At 60.2% G+C, this 19,546-nt stretch carries 17 protein-coding genes; 7 read left to right on the forward strand and 10 right to left on the reverse strand.

Going from position 1 to position 19,546, the window contains the following annotated elements; genetic code table 11:
• The coding region (locus GIW04_RS02575) for an NADPH:quinone oxidoreductase family protein (RefSeq protein ID WP_236478928.1) at positions 1–607 on the forward strand (607 nt) is incomplete at its 5' end.
• Positions 608–890: 283 nt separating this feature from the next.
• Positions 891–2,228: a glycerol-3-phosphate transporter gene (gene glpT, locus GIW04_RS02580; protein ID WP_032878817.1), complete on the forward strand. Its 1,338-nt coding sequence runs from the start codon at positions 891–893 to the stop codon at positions 2,226–2,228.
• Here the strand turns inward: glpT and GIW04_RS02585 are convergent.
• Positions 2,225–2,878, reverse strand: coding sequence for a gamma-glutamylcyclotransferase (locus GIW04_RS02585; RefSeq protein ID WP_120247473.1), 654 nt, complete (start codon positions 2,876–2,878; stop codon positions 2,225–2,227). The two genes, glpT and GIW04_RS02585, sit on opposite strands and share 4 nt — an antisense overlap.
• A 27-nt stretch (positions 2,879–2,905) precedes the next feature.
• Complete coding sequence (locus GIW04_RS02590; RefSeq protein ID WP_003195324.1) at positions 2,906–5,293, reverse strand: TonB-dependent receptor plug domain-containing protein; 2,388 nt, start codon at positions 5,291–5,293, stop codon at positions 2,906–2,908.
• A 327-nt stretch (positions 5,294–5,620) separates the two neighbouring features.
• Here GIW04_RS02590 and GIW04_RS02595 point away from each other — a divergent pair, with 327 nt between their 5' ends.
• Entirely contained in the window at positions 5,621–6,103 is a 483-nt protein-coding gene (locus GIW04_RS02595) for a hypothetical protein (protein WP_014720418.1), read from the forward strand.
• Between the two features lie 60 nt (positions 6,104–6,163).
• On the opposite strand, the gene GIW04_RS02600 is transcribed toward GIW04_RS02595, so the two are convergent.
• The 6 genes from GIW04_RS02600 to GIW04_RS02625 all read right to left on the reverse strand — a co-directional run bounded on the left by GIW04_RS02600 (position 6,164) and on the right by GIW04_RS02625 (position 13,436).
• Positions 6,164–7,132: a CDP-6-deoxy-delta-3,4-glucoseen reductase gene (locus tag GIW04_RS02600; RefSeq protein ID WP_003195327.1), complete on the reverse strand. Its 969-nt coding sequence runs from the start codon at positions 7,130–7,132 to the stop codon at positions 6,164–6,166.
• Positions 7,132–8,598: a 4-hydroxy-3-polyprenylbenzoate decarboxylase gene (gene ubiD, locus GIW04_RS02605; RefSeq protein ID WP_003195329.1), complete on the reverse strand. Its 1,467-nt coding sequence runs from the start codon at positions 8,596–8,598 to the stop codon at positions 7,132–7,134. The genes GIW04_RS02600 and ubiD overlap by 1 nt, the downstream gene beginning before the upstream one ends.
• 59 nt (positions 8,599–8,657) lie before the next feature.
• Positions 8,658–10,640 (reverse strand): acyltransferase family protein, encoded by a 1,983-nt coding sequence (locus tag GIW04_RS02610; protein WP_120247472.1) that lies wholly within the window; start codon positions 10,638–10,640, stop codon positions 8,658–8,660.
• Positions 10,641–10,796: 156 nt separating this feature from the next.
• The gene (gene rho, locus GIW04_RS02615; protein WP_003176825.1) at positions 10,797–12,056 is read right to left on the reverse strand and encodes a transcription termination factor Rho; all 1,260 of its coding nucleotides are present in this window, start codon (positions 12,054–12,056) and stop codon (positions 10,797–10,799) included.
• Between the two features lie 234 nt (positions 12,057–12,290).
• Positions 12,291–12,620, reverse strand: coding sequence for a thioredoxin TrxA (gene trxA / locus GIW04_RS02620; RefSeq protein ID WP_003195333.1), 330 nt, complete (start codon positions 12,618–12,620; stop codon positions 12,291–12,293).
• Between the two features lie 120 nt (positions 12,621–12,740).
• Positions 12,741–13,436 carry a FadR/GntR family transcriptional regulator gene (locus tag GIW04_RS02625; protein WP_034134033.1) on the reverse strand — a complete coding sequence of 232 codons (696 nt, stop codon included), beginning with the start codon at positions 13,434–13,436 and terminating at the stop codon, positions 12,741–12,743.
• A gap of 255 nt (positions 13,437–13,691) precedes the next feature.
• On the opposite strand from GIW04_RS02625, the gene GIW04_RS02630 reads away from it, so the two are divergent.
• From GIW04_RS02630 to GIW04_RS02645, 4 genes are read left to right on the forward strand one after another with little or no spacing between them, the layout of a single operon-like run.
• Positions 13,692–14,477, forward strand: a complete 786-nt coding sequence (locus GIW04_RS02630; RefSeq protein WP_003195337.1) for a transporter substrate-binding domain-containing protein — start codon at positions 13,692–13,694, stop codon at positions 14,475–14,477.
• 14 nt (positions 14,478–14,491) lie between these two features.
• Positions 14,492–15,160: an amino acid ABC transporter permease gene (locus tag GIW04_RS02635; protein WP_003195339.1), complete on the forward strand. Its 669-nt coding sequence runs from the start codon at positions 14,492–14,494 to the stop codon at positions 15,158–15,160.
• Positions 15,157–15,807, forward strand: coding sequence for an amino acid ABC transporter permease (locus GIW04_RS02640; RefSeq protein WP_120247471.1), 651 nt, complete (start codon positions 15,157–15,159; stop codon positions 15,805–15,807). Before GIW04_RS02635 ends, GIW04_RS02640 begins: the two co-directional genes overlap by 4 nt.
• Positions 15,794–16,531, forward strand: coding sequence for an amino acid ABC transporter ATP-binding protein (locus tag GIW04_RS02645; RefSeq protein ID WP_034134034.1), 738 nt, complete (start codon positions 15,794–15,796; stop codon positions 16,529–16,531). The genes GIW04_RS02640 and GIW04_RS02645 overlap by 14 nt, the downstream gene beginning before the upstream one ends.
• On the opposite strand, the gene GIW04_RS02650 is transcribed toward GIW04_RS02645, so the two are convergent.
• Together GIW04_RS02650 and GIW04_RS02655 are read right to left on the reverse strand one after the other, a co-directional pair.
• A complete protein-coding gene (locus GIW04_RS02650; protein WP_232964698.1) occupies positions 16,503–17,078 on the reverse strand; it encodes a hypothetical protein in 576 nt (191 codons plus the stop codon). The two genes, GIW04_RS02645 and GIW04_RS02650, sit on opposite strands and share 29 nt — an antisense overlap.
• Positions 17,044–19,545: a fimbria/pilus outer membrane usher protein gene (locus GIW04_RS02655; protein ID WP_183043759.1), complete on the reverse strand. Its 2,502-nt coding sequence runs from the start codon at positions 19,543–19,545 to the stop codon at positions 17,044–17,046. The genes GIW04_RS02650 and GIW04_RS02655 overlap by 35 nt, the downstream gene beginning before the upstream one ends.
• Between the last annotated feature and the right edge of the window lies 1 nt (position 19,546).

The raw sequence follows: 19,546 nt of genomic DNA on the forward strand, positions 1-19,546 counted from the left end.
CGGCACCTCCATGCATGCGCTGAAACAGCGCGCCAATTTGCAGCCCGGCGAGACCCTGCTGGTGCTTGGCGCGTCCGGCGGCGTGGGCCTGGCTGCCGTAGAGATTGGCAAGGCAATGGGCGTCCGGGTGATTGCTGCTGCCAGTAGCGCCGATAAACTCGCAGTGGCCAAGGCGGCCGGCGCCGATGAGCTGATCAACTACAGCGAAGCCAGTCTCAAGGATGAGGTCAAGCGCCTGACCGATGGCAATGGCGCCGATGTTATCTACGACCCGGTGGGTGGCGACCTGTTTGACCAGGCCATTCGTTCGATCGCCTGGAATGGCCGGCTGTTGGTGGTGGGTTTCGCCAGCGGGCGTATTCCTGAACTGCCGGTGAACCTGGCGTTGCTCAAGGGCGCAGCGGTGGTCGGGGTGTTCTGGGGCTCGTTTGCCCAGCGCCAGCCGCAGGACAATGCGGCGAACTTCCAGCAGTTGTTCACCTGGTATGGCGAGGGCAAGCTCAAGCCGCTGGTGTCGCAGGTGTATCCGCTGGAACAGGCGGCACAGGCGATCAATGACCTGGGGCAGCGCAAGGCGGTGGGTAAGGTCGTCGTCCAGACCCGCTGACATGGGGTCAGTGTGGGAGCTGGCTTGCCTGCGATAGCGGTCTGACAGGTGCTGATGTGGTGTCTGACCTAGCGCCATCGCAGGCAAGCCAGCTCCCACAGTTGATCTGTGTTGGCTCCGAGGAATTCGTTACGACCACAACTTATCTATTAGCGACATGTTCGTAAAAGAACATGCAATTGCTCGCGTTTCCTGTGTTTGCGGATAAGAGGCGATGCTATTTTCGGTAACGAAACTGTAACATTCGCATCCGCAGTCAAAACAAGAAATTTGGAGCTCTTGAATGTTTGCTTTCTTTCGTCCTGCCGCACATCAGGCGCCCCTGCCTGAAGAAAAAATAGACAGTACCTACCGACGACTGCGCTGGCAGATCTTCGCGGGTATTTTCTTTGGTTACGCTGGCTACTACCTGCTGCGTAAAAATTTCTCCCTGGCCATGCCCTACCTGATCGACGAGGGTTACACCCGTGGCGAACTGGGCCTGGCGATGTCGGCGATTGCGATTGCCTACGGCTTGTCCAAATTCCTGATGGGCCTGGTGTCCGACCGCTCCAACCCGCGCTATTTCCTGCCCTTTGGCCTGCTGGTTTCGGCGGGGGTGATGTTCATTTTCGGTTTCGCACCTTGGGCAACGTCCAGCGTGACCATGATGTTCATTTTGCTGTTCATCAACGGCTGGGCCCAGGGCATGGGCTGGCCGCCAAGTGGGCGGACCATGGTGCATTGGTGGTCGCAGAAAGAACGCGGCGGCGTGGTCTCCGTGTGGAACGTGGCGCATAACGTCGGCGGCGGCCTGATCGGCCCGCTGTTCCTGCTGGGCATGGCGTGGTTCAACGACTGGCACGCGGCGTTCTACGTGCCGGCCACCGTGGCCCTGGCGGTGGCGGCGTTTGCCTTCATCACCATGCGCGACACTCCGCAATCGGTGGGCCTGCCGCCTATCGAGAAGTACAAGAACGACTACCCAGAAGGTTACGACGCCAGCCACGAAGACGAATTCAGTGCCAAGGAAATCTTCGTCAAGTACGTGCTGCGCAACAAAATGCTCTGGTACATCGCCTTCGCCAACGTGTTTGTCTATCTGCTGCGCTACGGCGTACTGGACTGGGCGCCCACCTATTTGAAAGAAGCCAAGCACTTCACGGTCGATAAGTCGTCCTGGGCGTACTTCTTCTACGAGTGGGCGGGCATTCCGGGCACGCTGCTGTGCGGCTGGATGTCGGACAAGATCTTCCGTGGCAACCGCGGCCTGACCGGCATCGTGTTCATGGCCCTGGTGACCGTGGCAACCCTGGTTTACTGGCTCAACCCGCCCGGCAACCCGATGATCGACATGATTGCGCTGTTCTCCATCGGCTTCCTGATCTACGGCCCGGTGATGCTGATCGGCCTGCAGGCGCTGGAACTGGCTCCGAAGAAAGCCGCCGGCACCGCAGCAGGCTTCACCGGTTTGTTCGGTTACCTGGGCGGTTCGGTAGCGGCCAGTGCGGCCATGGGCTACACGGTTGATCATTTCGGCTGGGACGGTGGTTTCGTACTGCTGATTGGCGCCTGTGTACTGGCGATCGCGTTTCTGATCCCTACGCTATGGCACACCAACAGTGTCAGCTCGGCGCGCTAACCGCCCGGGCAATCTTTGGCACAACGCTTGAGCCGCGCCTCCAGGTTTTTATCTGGCATGGCGTGGCTACGCAGGGCGTTCACGGTCTGCTCGACATAATCGCGAGTGGTGCCGTAACGCCCGCAAGCGCTTTGCAGCACATGATTAAGCACGATATCGGGCAAGTTGCCGGCATAGCTGGGCAAATGCCGCTCCAACACAAACCCCAACGCCTGCACGGTGCTGCCATCTTCCAATCGGCAACTGAGCCAGTGCGGCCGGTACGAGGGGTAAGGCATCTCACGCTGCCACAGGGCATACAGCGAGGCCTCCAACTGGTCCTCCGGCAAGCGGTAGGCAAAGCCGCTGCAGGAACCACCGCGATCCAACCCAAACACCAGCCCCGGCAGCTCCGGCGTACCGCGATGCTCATGGGACCACAGGTACAGGCCCCGGTGATAACCGTGGACCCGCGCCCGCACGCGTTCGGTGGATGAACATTCAGGGCGCCAGATCAGCGAACCATACGCAAACAGCCACACCGGCCCACCCTTGTGCCGAGCCATGGTGGCTTGCATCGAGCTCATCAATTGTTCGTGAGTGAGTTGCGGCCCCAGATCGAGCCGCGGAGGGTAAGCCAATTGCAGAAGATCGGTTTCAATGGCGGTCATGGCGAAAAGCGGTGCGCCTCCTGTGTGTTACCAGTTGTAAGCGACTTTACCGTAATAGAACGCGCCGCTGTAACCGTACGGCGAAAAAGTGCTGTAGGCGAGGTTGCCGCCGCTGCTGGCGAAGGCGTTAACCTTCTCCGGGTACTTATCGGTGACGTTGTCGCCACCCAGGGTGAAGGTCCAGTTCTTCAACTTGTAATCCGCCGACAGGTCCAGCACCCAGGCGGCCTTGAAGGTCTGATCGTTGACCTTGTCCGTCTGATAACTGGTGAACTCACCATAGCGCACCAGGTTAGTGTGCAGCGCCCAATTACCGAAGGTGAAGTCATTGCCCAGGCTCAGCTTGTGCTGGGGCGTGGTATCGCCCAGCAAACCGATACGCTCGCGGCGGTCCACCCGCACCAGGTTGGCCCCCAGGCTGTCGAGAATCGCGGGGTTGGCTTTCACGTCGGTGACTTTGGTGTGGTTGTAGTTGTAGCCCACGGTACTGTTCCAGCGAATGCCGTTATCGAGCTGGTAGCGATAGTTGGCTACCAGATCGACGCCATCGGTGCTGGTGTCCGTGGCGTTGGTAAAGTAACGGGCCGTGGTGTAGTTGATATTGCCGACGCCATTGGCTTGCAGGTAGGCCACCGTGGCCGGGTTGAGATTGAGGTTGGACGACAGACTGATGCGGTCGCGGATGTCGATGCGGTACACATCGAGCGTGACGGTCAGGTCATCGGCCGGCTCGAGCACCAGGCCGAGGCTGTAGTTGCGCGACTTTTCGGCCTTGAGGTCTTCGGCACCCAGCAGGCGCGCGACCTGACTGTTGGCCGGGAAGGTGCCGGCTTCCTGGATGGTGCTACCGATCAACTGCGATGAGGTGTAGGCAAAATTCTGCTGGGCCAGGGACGGCGCACGGAAACCGTTGGAGATGCTGCCGCGCACGGCCACCTGGGGGGTGAAGTCGTAGCGGGCCGACAGCGAGCCGCTGACGTTGGAACCAAAGTCACTGTAATCCTCATGGCGCACGGCAGCCGAGGCGCTGAGCTTTTCGGTGAAGTTGGTTTCCAGGTCCAGGTACTGCGCCCAGTTATGCCGCGTGCTGGTACCGGCATCGGCATCGCGGAAACCACCCAGGCCGGAGCTGCCGGTCTGGTAATAGGACGCGGGCTCGCCCGCCTCGATTTCATAGCCCTGATGCAGGTACTCACCGCCGAACGCCACAGAGACCGGATACGGCAGAAAGCCCACATCGAATTCACGGGACAGGTCCAGGCTGACTTGCTTCTGATCGTTGCTCAGTGTGCCGTTATTGAATTTACGCGGCGTCGCCAGGCCCAGTGAGGTGTTGATGGTTTCAGTCCCCAGTTCGTACTGGTTCTTGCCGTAGTTGGCCGACAAGTCGTAATGCCAGTCGTAGGCCAGCAGGCCGCGCAAGCCCACCACCAGCGAGGTGTCTTCCAGGTTGCCTTTGATCAGTGGCAGGTAGCCGTTGGGGTTGAGCGCCTTGATGTTGTTGGACGCGTTGCTTGCCCGGTAGAAGGCTGCCGTTTCACCGCGCCGCTTGCTGTAGCCACCGAAGGTGTAGAACTCGGCGGCATCGTTGAAGGCATACTCCGAGTTGAACTGGAATTTGCCTTCATTGGTGGCCGGCTCACCTTGGCGGAACACACGCTGGCCGTAAGTAGTAGAGCCGATGCTGCCGGGGCGGTAGTCGTTGCCGGCGCGGTTGGTGTAATCGTTGTCGGCGCCTTCGGCAGACAGGTTGATAAAGCCATTGTCGCCCAATGCCAGGCCCGTATTACCGCTGACATTACGCTGGATGCCGTCACCCTTTTTGTACTCGCCAAACTTGCTGGAAACCGAGCCGCCATGGTCGGCGTGCTTGAGGATCACGTTGATCACCCCGGCGATCGCATCGGAGCCGTAACGGGCAGAAGCGCCGTCGCGCAGCACCTCGATATGGTCCACCGCCGACAGCGGGATGGCATTCAAGTCTGCCGGAGCCGAACCGCGCCCAACCGCACCGCCCAGATTGACGAAGGCACTGGTATGGCGACGCTTGCCGTTGACCAGTACCAATACCTGGTCCGGCGACAAGCCGCGCAACTGCGCCGGACGCACGAGTTCGGCGCCGTCCACCAGGCTTGGTCGGGGGAAGTTGATCGACGGAATCAGGCGCGCTAATACGGCACCCAGCTCATCGGAGCCGGTGCTGCGCAGGGTTTCACCGGAGATTACGTCGATTGGCGACAGCGATGCACTGGCGGTGCGCTCTTGGGCGCGGGTGCCGGTGACGATCACGGTGTCGAGTTTAGGTGCATCAACCGCAGAAGTTTCGTCTGCCAGAACTGGATTGAATCCCACAACGGTCAGCAAATTTGCCGACAAAATCGCCGTGTATAGCGCGTGTTTCCTGTAGCTGCCCATACCGCTCCCCTTTGAATCAAAAATAGAACTGCAATGCGCGAAGTTCGTACGATCGATCCGGCTGGCGGGCGGTGGCGGTCAGTATCTGGTTATGGTCGATGAAGTCGGTAGTCCGTTGCGATATAGCTTAAAGATATTCATCAACCAGAATAAATACCTTAAAAGAATAAGCAAAAGCATAAGCACGCTCGCCCATTCGTCAGGATCCACGCGGCTAATCCCGGTACTTTCAGCCCCGGTTCAGCCTGGGCGGGTGCCAAGCCGTCAAACTGACGCGCCTATAACGACCCACTTAGCCGCTCATCAAATCGACTACCGAGGTCGCCCATGAAAAAATTTCGATTGCCTGGCCTGCTATTGCTTGCCCAGGCCACCACAGCACTGGCTAGCGAAACGCCAACGGTCACTGACGACAAAGGCTTCTGGTACGCCCAGACCAGCATCTACACCCGGCACTTTGCACCCGACCCGCAACACAACAACAAGCAGGACTTGATCGGCCTGGAGCGCAATGAGGCGTCGGGCCTGGTGTATGGCGGGGTGACCTTTCGCAACTCGTTCCGCCAACGCTCGTACTACGCCTATGCGGGCAAGCGCTATGACATGGCCGACTATCCGGTGTATGCGAAGTTGACCGGCGGGCTGATCCAGGGCTATCGCGGCGAGTATCGCGACAAGATCCCATTGAATCGTTTTGGCGTAGCGCCAGTGATCATTCCATCGGTGGGAACGCATTACGGGCCGGTGGCGGCTGAGCTGGTATTGCTCGGGTTCAACGCGGCAATGGTGACGACTGGAGTGCGCTTCTGACACAGCACGGTCGCGGGTGGGAGCTGGCTTGCCTGCTCCCACCTTATTCAGCGCAAGGTGTTAGGGCCTTGGGGCGTAGGCAAACACGTCAGCGCGCATCCGGTGAGCATCCATACCGGCGTCGACCAATGCATCCAAGGTGCCATAAATCATCGCCGGTGAGCCGCTGGCGTAGACATGTACCGTGTTGAGGTCGGCAATGTCTTCGCACACCACCTCATGCAGCAAACCGCAGCGCCCTTCCCAGCCACACAGGTCGCTGACCACTTTGTGCAGGAACAGATTGGGCAATTGCAGCCACTGATCCCAGTGCTCGATCTGGTAGAAATCTTCCGGGCGCCGTACGCCCCAATACAGGTGCACCGGGTGCTTGAAACCCGAAGCGCGGCAGTGCTCGATCAGGCTGTGCATCTGCGCCATACCGGTACCGGCGGCCATCAGCACCAGCGGCCCGTCCGGCAACTCGGCCAGGTGGGTGTCACCGAACGGCAGTTCCACACGAGCCATCTGGTTGCGCTGCAATTGTTCGATCAGGTTGCGCGCACTGTCTTCGCGCACCAGCACATGCAGCTCCAACTCACGCCCGGCATGGGGCGCAGAAGCCAGAGAAAACGCCGACTTTTCGCCGTTCTCCCGTTCGAGCATCAAGTATTGCCCGGCGTGGTAACGCACCGCCTTACCGGCCGGGGCGCGCAGGCGCACACGCCAGACATCGCCGCCGACTTCCACGCACTCGATCAATTGGCATGACAATTTGCGCAACGGCAACTCTCCTGGCGCCAGTACGCCATCCCACAACACAATGCAGTCTTCCAGGGGCTCGGCGATGCAGGTGTAGAACTCACCATGATCGCGCACTTCCCCGGCTTGGCGTACCCGGCCCTCCACCAGCAACGCCGCGCAGACATGGCACACGCCATTACGGCAGGCTTGGGGGCACTCATAGCCCAGGCGGCGTGCGCCCTCGAGGATTCGCTCGCCAGGGGCCAGCTCCAGCACAGCACCGGAAGGTTGCAGGGTTACACGCATCAATCTATTCCCAATTCTTTCCAGATCGCATCGACCCGCGCCGTGACGGCTTCATCCTTGACGATCACCCGGCCCCACTCACGCGTAGTTTCGCCCGGCCACTTATGCGTGGCATCCAGGCCCATCTTCGAGCCAAGGCCCGATACCGGCGACGCGAAGTCGAGGTAGTCGATGGGCGTGTTGTCGATCATCACCGTGTCGCGCTTGGGGTCCATGCGCGTGGTGATGGCCCAGATCACGTCGTTCCAGTCCCGGGCATTGATGTCGTCGTCGGTGACAATAACGAACTTGGTGTACATGAACTGTCGCAAAAACGACCACACACCGAGCATTACCCGCTTGGCATGCCCCGGATACGACTTCTTCATGGTCACGATGGCCATGCGGTACGAACAGCCCTCGGGCGGCAGGTAGAAGTCGGTGATTTCCGGGAATTGCTTTTGCAGGATCGGCACGAACACTTCGTTGAGCGCCACGCCGAGGATGGCCGGCTCATCGGGCGGACGGCCTGTGTAGGTACTGTGGTAGATCGGCTTGACCCGGTGGGTGATGCGCTCGACGGTGAACACCGGGAAGCTGTCGACTTCGTTGTAGTAACCGGTGTGGTCGCCGTACGGGCCTTCATCGGCCATTTCACCTGGGTGAATCACGCCTTCAAGAATGATTTCGGCGGTGGCCGGCACTTGCAGGTCGTTACCGCGGCACTTCACCAGCTCCGTGCGATTACCGCGCAACAAGCCGGCGAAGGCGTACTCGGAGAGGCTGTCAGGTACGGGTGTCACTGCGCCGAGGATGGTCGCAGGGTCAGCACCCAGGGCCACGGACACCGGGAACGGCTTGCCGGGATGCTTCTCGCACCACTCGCGGAAGTCGAGGGCGCCGCCGCGGTGGCTCAGCCAGCGCATGATCACTTTGTTACGGCCAATGACTTGCTGACGGTAGATACCGAGGTTCTGGCGATCCTTGTTCGGGCCCTTGGTGACAGTCAGGCCCCAGGTGATCAACGGGCCGACGTCGCCGGGCCAGCAGGTTTGCACCGGGAGCATGGCCAGGTCGACATCATCGCCTTCAATGACCACTTCCTGGCACACCGCGTCCTTGACCACCTTGGGGGCCATGGCGATGATCTTGCGGAAGATCGGCAGTTTGGACCAGGCGTCCTTCAAGCCCTTGGGCGGCTCGGGCTCCTTGAGAAAGGCCAGCAGCTTGCCGATCTCACGCAGCTCGCTGACGGACTCGGCGCCCATGCCAAAGGCCACGCGCTCGGGAGTGCCGAACAGGTTGCCCAGCACCGGGATATCAAAGCCGGTCGGGTTTTCAAACAACAGCGCCGGGCCCTTGTTGCGCAAGGTACGGTCGCAAATCTCAGTCATTTCCAGCACCGGAGAAATCGGCATCTGGATACGTTTCAACTCTCCGCGCTGCTCAAGTTGCTGCACGAAATCCCGAAGATCCTTGAATTTCATTAACCATGCCACCCGTAAAATAGGCGTACATCCTACCTGCTCTGAGGGCGGCTGGCAGCTTAATTGGCCGTCAATCCGCGTGATTGCAAGGAACTGAGCAACGGCTCCAGGAAGGCTTCGATGTGTCGCGCACCGACGTCTGAAAGGTGGTTATCGTCGGTATACAGCGCGCGGCCATTGAGTTCGACCCGGCACAACCCATCGGCGCCGCACAGCAATGGCGCGGGGTCCAGCACCGCGACACCGCTGTCGGCAGCCGCCAATTCATCAAACAAGTGCGTGATAAAGGCCTGGCGCTTCACATGCTCGGCCACGGCCAGCCCTTCACCGTCCACGGGCCGGTTCATCATGGCCAGGCGGCTGAGACGGTAAGGCACGATGATTTCCTGCAGCGGCACTTCCTTGACCAGCCAGACCTTGTGCCCGGCAGCGCGCAAGCCCTGGATGCGCTCGCGCAGGCCCTGGGCAAAGCGTTGTTCGGCGACGGCACGCACATACTGGCCGGTGCCAGGGTCCTTGAGCGCATGCTCCTTGTCACCGGACATTTGCCCATACACATACAGGCTCCAGCGGGCGGCCAACACCACATCGCTGAACGTCTGCTCAGCCATGGCCTTCTCGACGCGACGGTTGAAATGCGCGCAGCGGGCAATATTTTCCAGGCCATCGAGGGGAATACAGCCGGCAAAACTGGCTTCGACCAGGCTGATATCGTGGCGATCAGCGCCCTCTTTGAGTGCCGGTATCAGCGCGGTGGCGTGGCTGTCACCCCATACCAACGCTGAAACCGATTGGCCTTTGGGGCCGAAATGGCAGAACAAGCGTTCATCGGGCGTATCTTTGTCGGCCATGCACGCCAGCAGGTCAGGGCTCCACTTCTTGGCTTGGGCAAAACGCAACGCCTGTTCGGACAAGCGCGAAGGCACGCCGTCAGCTTCGCGTATCGCAAGGCCAGTGAAACCCAGCCCCAGAATGCCGACCATGGCTGACGCCAGAATCGCCTTACGCGAAGCCAGCAAACGTTTTTCCCGAAACGGCGTTTCCACGAAACGCCAGGACAGATAGCCCAGCACCAGCGAAAGCAGCATCAGCCCCGCCAGTTCCAGCGCGCTCAAGCCATCCACCGCGGCATAGTTGGCGTACACGAATACCGGCCAGTGCCAGAGGTACCAGGAATAAGAGATCAGCCCGACACCCACCATGATCCGCGTGCCCAACAGGCGAGCGACCCAGGTCTGTTGCTGACCGTTGGCCCAGATCAACCCGACCACACCCAGCACAGGCAACAACGCGGTCGCGCCTGGGAACGGCGTTTTCGCGTCGTAACCCAATACAGCGATGAGGATCAATGCCAGGGAAGCCAGGCTGACCCCTTGAGCCAAGGCCGGCGAGGCGCGCCATTCACGCTTGGGCTGCACCGCCAGCATCGCACCGGCCAGTAGTTCCCAGGCCCGCAGGTGCAACAGGAAGAAAGCTTTCTGCGGCTCATGCTGAACCGCCCAGACGCTCATGCCAAACGACACCAGCAGCACCGCGAACAATGCCAGGCGCCAGTGCTTCAAGCGACTGGAGAGCAAGGTCAGCAGTAACGGGAAGAAAATATAGAACTGCTCTTCTACTGCGAGCGACCAGGTATGCAGCAATGGCTTGATGTCGGATGAGGCATCAAAGTAGCCGTGCTGGCGTGAAAACAGCAGGTTCGAGGTAAAGGTCACCTGATAGTGCGCAGACCGCCCCAACTCTTCATAGTCCTTGGGCGCCAACAGAAACCAACCCACTGCCAGCGTCGCCGCGATCATCACAAACAGGGCCGGCAAGATACGGCGGGCGCGGCGGGCCCAGAAGTCGATGAAGCTGAAGCGGCCGGCCTGACGCTCACGCCAAATAATTGACGTGATCAGAAAGCCGGAAATGACGAAAAACACGTCAACGCCAACAAAACCGCCAGTAATGCCAGGTACACCAAAGTGAAACAACACGACTGCAAGGACAGCGATGGCACGCAGGCCGTCGATGTCTCTGCGGTAAGCAAGGGTGGTCATAAGAATGTGGTCAGTCTGCGACGAAAGGGATGAGCGAAGTCACGCGTCAATTTTTGTTACTTAACGGATACTTATGCCACAAAAATCGCAGAATCTCGACGCAAAAAAAATGGCGCCCCATTAAGGACGCCATTTTTTTGGACCTGAAACGCTGTATTACTTGCGTTTCATCGACAGGAAGAACTCGTCGTTGGTCTTGGTGGTTTTCAGCTTGTCGATCAGAAACTCGATGGCCGCAACTTCGTCCATCGGGTGCAGCAGCTTGCGCAGGATCCACATACGCTGCAGTTCGTCGTCTGCGGTCAGCAACTCTTCGCGGCGAGTGCCGGAGCGGTTGATGTTGATCGCAGGGAACACACGCTTTTCAGCGATGCGACGGTCCAAAGGCAGTTCCATGTTGCCGGTACCCTTGAACTCTTCGTAGATCACTTCGTCCATCTTCGAGCCGGTTTCAACCAGCGCGGTGGCGATAATGGTCAGCGAGCCGCCTTCTTCGATGTTGCGCGCAGCGCCGAAGAAACGCTTCGGTTTCTCCAGGGCGTGGGCATCGACACCACCGGTCAGCACCTTGCCGGAGCTCGGGATCACGGTGTTGTAGGCACGGGCCAGACGGGTGATGGAGTCGAGCAGGATCACCACGTCTTTCTTGTGCTCGACCAGGCGCTTGGCCTTTTCGATCACCATTTCGGCAACCTGCACGTGGCGGGTTGGCGGCTCATCGAACGTCGAGGCAACCACTTCGCCGCGCACGGTGCGCTGCATTTCGGTCACTTCTTCCGGACGCTCATCGATCAACAGCACGATCAGATGAACTTCAGGGTTGTTACGTGCAATGTTCGCGGCGATGTTCTGCAGCATGATGGTCTTACCGGCTTTCGGCGGTGCGACGATCAGGCCACGCTGGCCTTTGCCGATTGGAGCGCAGAGGTCGATCACACGGCCGGTCAAGTCTTCGGTGGAGCCGTTACCGGCTTCCATCTTCATGCGCACAGTCGGGAACAGCGGAGTCAGGTTCTCGAAGAGAATCTTGTTTTTCGCGTTCTCGGGGCGATCGAAGTTGATCGTGTCGACCTTGAGCAGGGCGAAGTAACGCTCGCCTTCCTTCGGAGGACGGATCTTGCCAACGATGGTGTCACCGGTGCGCAAGTTGAAGCGACGGATCTGGCTCGGCGAGACGTAGATATCGTCTGGGCCGGCGAGATAGGACGCGTCTGCAGAGCGGAGGAAGCCGAAGCCGTCCTGGAGAATCTCCAGCACGCCATCACCGGAGATTTCCTCGCCGCTTTTCGCGTGCTTCTTGAGCAGGGAGAAAATCACGTCCTGCTTGCGCGAACGGGCCATATTTTCTATGCCCATTTCTTCGGCCAGTTGGAGCAGGTCGGTAATCGGCTTTTGCTTGAGTTCAGTCAGATTCATATAGGAATGACGTAATCATTTATGGAGGGGGGAAATTAAGCTTTTGGCTTAATGAGGCCGCGCCGCAGAGAAGGCGACAGGATCGCGTACTAATCGAAAAGGAATGCGTCGGCGACGGCTTGCAGGGGGCAGTGGAGAAACCACTGCGGGGCCGAATGTACCACCTGGATTTCGGAGCGTCTAGCCCTGTTTCACGAAAAAGCCCCGCAATTTGCGGGGCTTTTTTGACGACGCTTAGATGCTCGCGTCGAGGAAAGCTTGCAGCTGGGACTTCGACAGCGCGCCCACTTTAGTCGCTTCGACGTTGCCGTTCTTGAACAGCATCAGGGTCGGGATACCACGCACACCATGCTTGGCCGGGGTCTCCTGGTTCTCGTCGATGTTCAGCTTGGCAATGGTCAGCTTGCCTGCATAGGTGGTTGCAATGTCGTCCAGGACCGGAGCGATCATTTTGCAAGGGCCGCACCATTCAGCCCAGTAGTCAACCAGCACCGGGCCGTCAGCCTTGAGGACTTCGGCTTCAAAGGTCGCGTCGGTGACGTGCTTGATAAGATCGCTGCTCATGGATGTCTCCGGATTGTAAGCAAAAAAAACGTTGCCCATCATAGCCGCCCTTCCCCTGTTCAGGAAGCCGCGTCTGATTGAGTCTTGCTATGAACTTGAATGAGTGTGGGTATGACCCCGTCACGGCGTAGCGGGCGTCACGAACGCAATGCCCGTGCGCAACGCTGCATTACGTATATGTTCCTGCATGGTTTTCTGCGCCGCCGTACTGCTGCGGCGGGCCAGGGCGCGCAGGATTCTGCGATGTTCCTGCCAGGTTTCCATGGCCCGTTCCGGCCGGATGAACGGTAGCTTCTGACTTTCCAGAAACACCTCGGCACTGGCGCTGAGGATGCTCACCATGGCCTGGTTACCGCTGGCCAGCAGAATGCGCTGGTGAAACTCGAAGTCCAGGCGGGCAGCCGCTTCGAAATCGCCCGCCTTGAGCACTTTGCGCATGGCTTGAACATTGTCTTGCAGGCTGTCCAATGCATCGAGGGTTAGTGTCACCGCTGCCAAGCCCGCCGCAAACCCCTCCAAGGCGTAGCGCAACTGGAAGATATCCGGCGGCGTGGCCTGCGCCGCAAAGGGCCAGGCGAACCCCGGCGCCTCTTGCACGTCCTGCACAAACACGCCCTTGCCCGGCTGCACGCTGACCACGCCCAAAGCGCTGAGGGACGACAGCGCCTCACGCAACGACGCCCGGCTCACCCCCAATTGCAGGGCCAGGTCGCGCTGGGACGGCAACGCGTCGCCCGGCCCGAAGCCCTGCTCCTTGATCAGTTTGCGGATGGCCTGCAAGGCCGCTTCCGGTACGGCTTGGGCAATGGAATTCATAAAAAGCTCAGGGTTCCCGATAGCGTGTGTGACCGTTGTAAAACTATTCAGGGCCGGCTGCAAGCCACGCCCCAAAGGGGCTCGCCGCTTTTTGCCGACGCTCGAAAAGGGTGCGAAATCCCTGACCACTGTTCAGACCAGTAAGACCTGTACACCTCAACAACCATCAGCCTTGCAGACGATCCGAGCAGTGCTGGCATGGGCTGTGCACTGGGCAAACTCAGAAAATTCCTTCGCCATTTTCGGAGAGTTGCCATGACCAAGCGCTACAGCGCCCTGCTCACTGCCCTGTTTGCCAGCCTGATGCTGAGCCAGGCACCCGCCCAGGCGAATGGTCTGGATGACATCGTCGCCCGGGGCACCCTGAAGGTTGCCGTGCCCCAGGACTTCCCACCGTTTGGTTCGGTGGGTCCGGACATGCAACCCCGGGGCCTGGACATCGACACCGCCAAGCTGCTGGCCGACCAACTCAAGGTCAAGCTGGAACTGACCCCGGTGAACAGCACCAACCGCATCCCGTTCCTCACCACTGGCAAAGTCGACCTGGTGATTTCCAGCCTGGGCAAGAACCCCGAGCGCGCAAAGGTCATCGACTTCTCCAACGCCTACGCGCCGTTCTACCTTGCCGTGTTTGGGCCGCCTGACGCCGCCATCGTCAGCCTCGACGACCTCAAGGGCAAGACCATCAGCGTAACCCGTGGCGCCATCGAGGACATCGAGCTGACCGCGGTAGCGCCCAAGGAAGCCACGATCAAGCGCTTTGAAGACAACAATTCCACCATCGCCGCCTACCTGGCCGGCCAAGTGGACCTGATCGCCAGCGGCAACGTGGTCATGGTGGCCATCAGCGAACGCAACCCCAAACGCGTACCGGCACTGAAGGTGAAACTCAAGGACTCGCCGGTGTACGTGGGCGTGAACAAGAACGAGCCGGCGCTGTTGGAAAAGGTCAACCAGATCCTGGTGGCAGCCAAGGCTGACGGCAGCCTTGGGAAAAACGCGATGCAGTGGCTCAAAGAACCGCTGCCTGCCGATCTCTGACGCGGAGCTCAAAGATGGCCTATCAATTCGACTTTGTGCCGGTGCTGGCCAATACCGACCTGCTGCTGCGCGGAGCGCTGTTCACCCTTGAGCTGACGGCTATTGGCGCCGTCCTCGGAGTGGCCCTGGGCACCGTCGGTGCCGTGGTACGGGCGTGGAAGATCCAGCCGTTTGCGTGGATTTTTGGGGTGTATGTCGAGTTGATCCGCAACACGCCGTTCCTCGTGCAACTGTTCTTTATTTTCTTCGGCCTGCCGTCCCTGGGGTTGAAAATCACCGAGTGGCAAGCCGCCGTGCTGGCGATGGTGATCAACCTGGGGGCGTACTCCACCGAGATCATCCGTGCGGGCATCCAGGCCATCCCACGCGGGCAACTGGAGGCGGCCGCGGCGCTGGCAATGACGCGCTTCGAGGCGTTCCGCCATGTGGTGCTGCTGCCGGCCCTGGGCAAGGTGTGGCCGGCCCTGAGCAGCCAGATCATCATCGTGATGCTCGGTTCGGCGGTGTGTTCGCAGATTGCGACTGAAGAGTTGAGCTTTGCCGCCAACTTTATCCAGTCGCGTAATTTCCGCGCCTTTGAAACCTATGCCCTGACCACCCTGGTGTACCTGTGCATGGCGCTGATGATTCGCCAATTGCTCAACTGGATCGGCCGACGGTTTGTCATGAGGAACAGCCGATGAGTGATTTTTCGTTCTGGGACATCGTGCGCAACCTGCTGACCGGCCTGCAATGGACGCTGCTGCTGTCAATGGTGGCTTTTGTGGGCGGCGGCCTGATCGGCTTACTGGTGATGACCCTGCGTATCAGCCGCAAAGCGTTCCCACGCAATATGGCCCGCACCTATATCGAACTGTTCCAGGGCACGCCGTTGCTGATGCAGCTGTTCCTGGTATTTTTCGGCGTTGCCCTGCTTGGCGTGGACATATCGCCCTGGCTGGCAGCGGCGATTGCCTTGACCCTGTTTACCAGCGCCTACCTGGCAGAAATATGGCGCGGCTGCGTCGACTCCATTGCCCACGGCCAATGGGAAGCCTCGGCCAGCCTGGCCCTCAACCCGTTTGAACAACTGCGCTATGTGATCTTGCCTCAGGCGTTGCGTATTGCTGTCGCGCCGACGGTGGGCTTCTCGGTGCAGGTGGTCAAAGGCACCGCCGTAACCTCGATCATCGGCTTCACCGAACTGACCAAGACAGGCGGCATGCTCGCCAACGCCACCTTTGAGCCCTTCATGGTCTACGGCCTGGTGGCCCTCGGTTACTTTTTGCTCTGTTACCCCTTGTCCCTCAGTGCGCGCTACCTGGAAAGGAGACTGCATGCCTCTGCTTAGAATTTCTGCCCTGCATAAGTATTACGGCGATCACCACGTACTCAAGGGCATCGACCTGACGGTGGACGAAGGCCAGGTGGTGGCGATCATCGGCCGCAGCGGCTCGGGCAAGTCCACCTTGCTGCGCACCCTCAATGGCCTGGAGTCGATCAACGACGGCGTCATCGAAGTCGATGGCGAATACCTCGACGCCGCCCGCGCCGACCTGCGCAGCCTGCGGCAGAAGGTCGGCATGGTGTTCCAGCAATTCAACCTGTTCCCGCACCTGACCGTGGGCGAGAACGTGATGCTGGCGCCGCAAGTGGTGCAGAAAGTGCCCAAGGCCAAGGCCGCTGAATTGGCCAGGCAGATGCTGGACCGGGTCGGGCTGGGCGAAAAATTCGACGCCTTTCCCGATCGTTTGTCCGGCGGCCAGCAACAGCGCGTCGCCATTGCCCGCGCCCTGGCCATGTCGCCCAAGGTGTTGCTGTGCGATGAGATCACCTCGGCCCTGGACCCCGAACTGGTCAATGAAGTGCTGAGCGTGGTGCGCCAACTGGCCCAGGACGGCATGACCCTGATCATGGTGACTCACGAAATGCGTTTTGCCCGTGAGGTCGGCGACAAGCTGGTGTTCATGCACCAGGGCAAGGTGCATGAAACCGGTGACCCGAAGGTGTTGTTCGCCAACCCGCAAACAGTTGAGCTCGCCAACTTCATTGGCTCGGTGGAACAGCCTGGCTGATCAGTTCGAAACTGCCCAGCCCTTCAAGGTTGGCCTCCCCGCGTACCATCAACGCCTCGAAGGGCAGTTCGGTGTCGAGATCGACCTGGGCGGTGAGTCGCCGCCCTGCCACCGGCAAACCTGCGGCGCGCGCGACCAAGGCCTGGCCGGGTAATAACTGGCCTCTGGCCGACTCGTCAGGCGCTTGAGCAGACACCCAGCCGACAGCTCGCCCGTCGACCTGGGCATGCTTGAGACGCAAGCGAAAACGCCCCTCACGACCAAACCGAAACCCTTGCCCATCGGCAGGCGCTGCGACAAAACGCAGGGCCATTACCGCCGGTTCAACACAGAGCACAGACAGGTTGAACGTGCGAGTGGCCAGCACCACAGCGGCGTTTTCGACCACTGCATCCCGGCGTATTGCGCCATAGTCGATGCGCGGCGGGCTCAGCGAAAGCCGACAATTTTCAGCTTGCGCATCGAGCGTTGCCAGCAGCACGCATGAGAGCGCCAAGGGCAGGCTGGTACGCTTAACCACCCTGGCATACCGCCGATGCAGCTTCATAGAATTTGTCATTGTCAGGCTTGGCCTCTGGGTCAATGTGCAACAGGCAAGTGGAAGAGTCCGGCAATGAAACCCTCAGGTTTTGCAGCTCGGAAACGTCGTTGAGAAAAATCATGCCCTCGCCCACCACGCTGGTGAGGAAGCGGTTGCCCTTGCCGAACACCGAGGCGCCCTGAGGCAATGGCCGGCCGTGCTGATCGTTGGCGGTCACCAGCATCCGGCGCACTTTCACCACGTCAAAATCCACGTGATTGAATGAGCCTCGGCCCGCCGCAATGACCTGGGTGCCGTTTTTCAGGTCTACCTGCTTGGGCAACGAAGGGGTCTGTACCTGGACGCGGCTGTTGGTGTAGGCCGGCAAGCCGGCGATCACCGCCTGGCCGCTGAAGTCGGTCCATACCGGGCCTTGTGGCGTCTCGACTTTCGCCGAGCCGATATCGCCGACCGAGACGATGCCGAACGTGTCCTGCACGCTGTACGGCGAAAAGGTCAGCCCGCCTTCGTGAGCCACCACGCCCCCCTGCAACTGGCCTGTGTAGCTGCTACCCAACGGGTCGTGGCTGACGCCCAGGCCCACTCGTGCATAGCGTGGCAACACGTCCACTTGCCCACGCAACGATTGCTCCCGGGCCCGCATGTCACGCTCCACCGCTACTTCGTAGTTCACATACTCGTTGACCCGTTCGCTCAGTGCAGTACCGGCAGTAAATTGCTCCCCACGGCGGCTGGTGTAGCTGCTCACACGGCGATCGCCGCCTAGCGGCACACTGACCTGCAACCGCAGGGACACGTCGTTATCTACCGCACGATCACGCCGGCTACCGGCATAGTTGGCGTCTTGGCGAGCCCGTGAGCCGCCCACTTGAGAGTCAGCGATCAGCGCCACATCGGCCCGGCCAAACGACTTGTTCCATGAGGCAAACACATGCTCGCTGGTTTGCCCGCCAAATTGCGCGCTGTGGGTGTAATTCAAAGAAAATACGCCCAGCGTGGGTTCGGCCCAGCTCACGCCTGCGGTGTACTGGTTTTTGAAGTACGAATTGAGATCATCGGCTCTGAGCGGCTGGCCCACCTGCGTGACTTCGCGATAACCACGCGTCTGGGTGGTGGCGCTGAGGTTGACATCGATATTGGCCCCGACGGGGCTGCTCAGCGACAGGCTGCTGCGTGAGCCGGACACGGCCTTGTGGCTGTCCCGGGACAGGTTGTGGCGTGCGTTGACAGAAACCCGTTGGAAAAACACGCTGCTCAGGGTCCCTCCTGCCGCCCAATAGTCATCGGTGCTCAACAAGCCAAAACCCGCAGACGAATGACTCCCCAGCCCCCAGGTGCCACTGCCCATGGCGATCACCGGGGATGGCCCTTCCTCACCCGCCGTTCTGCGCAGTTCGCCCACCGATAAATAGTAACCAGGCGCCGCCGGGGCAGCCCCCGCGAATGATGCCGCCGGTACCACGAAACTGCGCTTGGCGCCCCGCACATCAATCACGCTGACCTCAAGGTCGCTGGTGGCGTTGAGCAGGGGCAAGCCCGTCAGCCGGAACGGTCCTTCAGGCACCAACGTACTGTGGACCAACACACCGGACTGGCGTATCTCGACCCGCGATTGGCTTTGGGCCAACCCCTCGACCACTGCGATATTGCCGCCTGCGGGTGTCCTGGACTGCCCATCGGGGGAAAACTGCACGCCAGACAGTTGGATCCCGCCAAACAGCGGGTTATTACTGGAGAGCTGGCCTGCCTGGAACGTCGAACGCAACCCGGCGATATCCCGCTGGGCATAAGCGTGCAAGTGTTCGGTACGGGTCTGGCCGTTGTCCGACACATAGAACTGGCGGCTGCGGACAATCCAATCGTCGAGGTTGAAACCCGCTTCGGTATAAGCCGACACGAACCGGCTGGGCCCGCTGCGCGAATGGCTGTCGTAACCCAGCACGTCATAGTTGAACAACGCTGCCGCGCCGCCCTGGGAAAAATCCCCGCTTTGCCACTCGGGTTCGCGCAAAGCCTGGGTCGGCACCACCAGCACCACTTCGTCGGTACCGGGACGCAGGCGCACCATCGTGGCGGGAAATGCGCCGAGAAAATCATGACAGGCCTGGCCTGGCCGGGCACCTGGCTGCAGGATTGCGCCAGGTTTAACCAGCCCGGCTTTCTCCAGTAAACCAGGGGTGAAACATAATTCCCCCTGTGGACCAAACTGAGCATCCACCAGCCCAAGCGGGTTGCCATTGACCCGTAACCCCACCACCTGGACACCTTCGCGAAAGCGCGCCGCACTGCGAAAGTAATCGGCAACCTTGGGGTCTATGCCGTGGGTTGTCAGGGCCGCCAGGTCAAACCCTTCCCCGAGTTCCAGCGCGGTCGCGATACCAGGCAAACTCCAGAGCGCCGCAAAACTGATGAACAACGTGGATCGACCGGGCCAGGAATTCCCCGGAATGCCACGCCTGGAGCGAATCATCATG

The organism is Pseudomonas sp. PA-4-8C, from assembly GCF_021606625.1.
Classification (GTDB): domain Bacteria; phylum Pseudomonadota; class Gammaproteobacteria; order Pseudomonadales; family Pseudomonadaceae; genus Aquipseudomonas; species Aquipseudomonas lactis.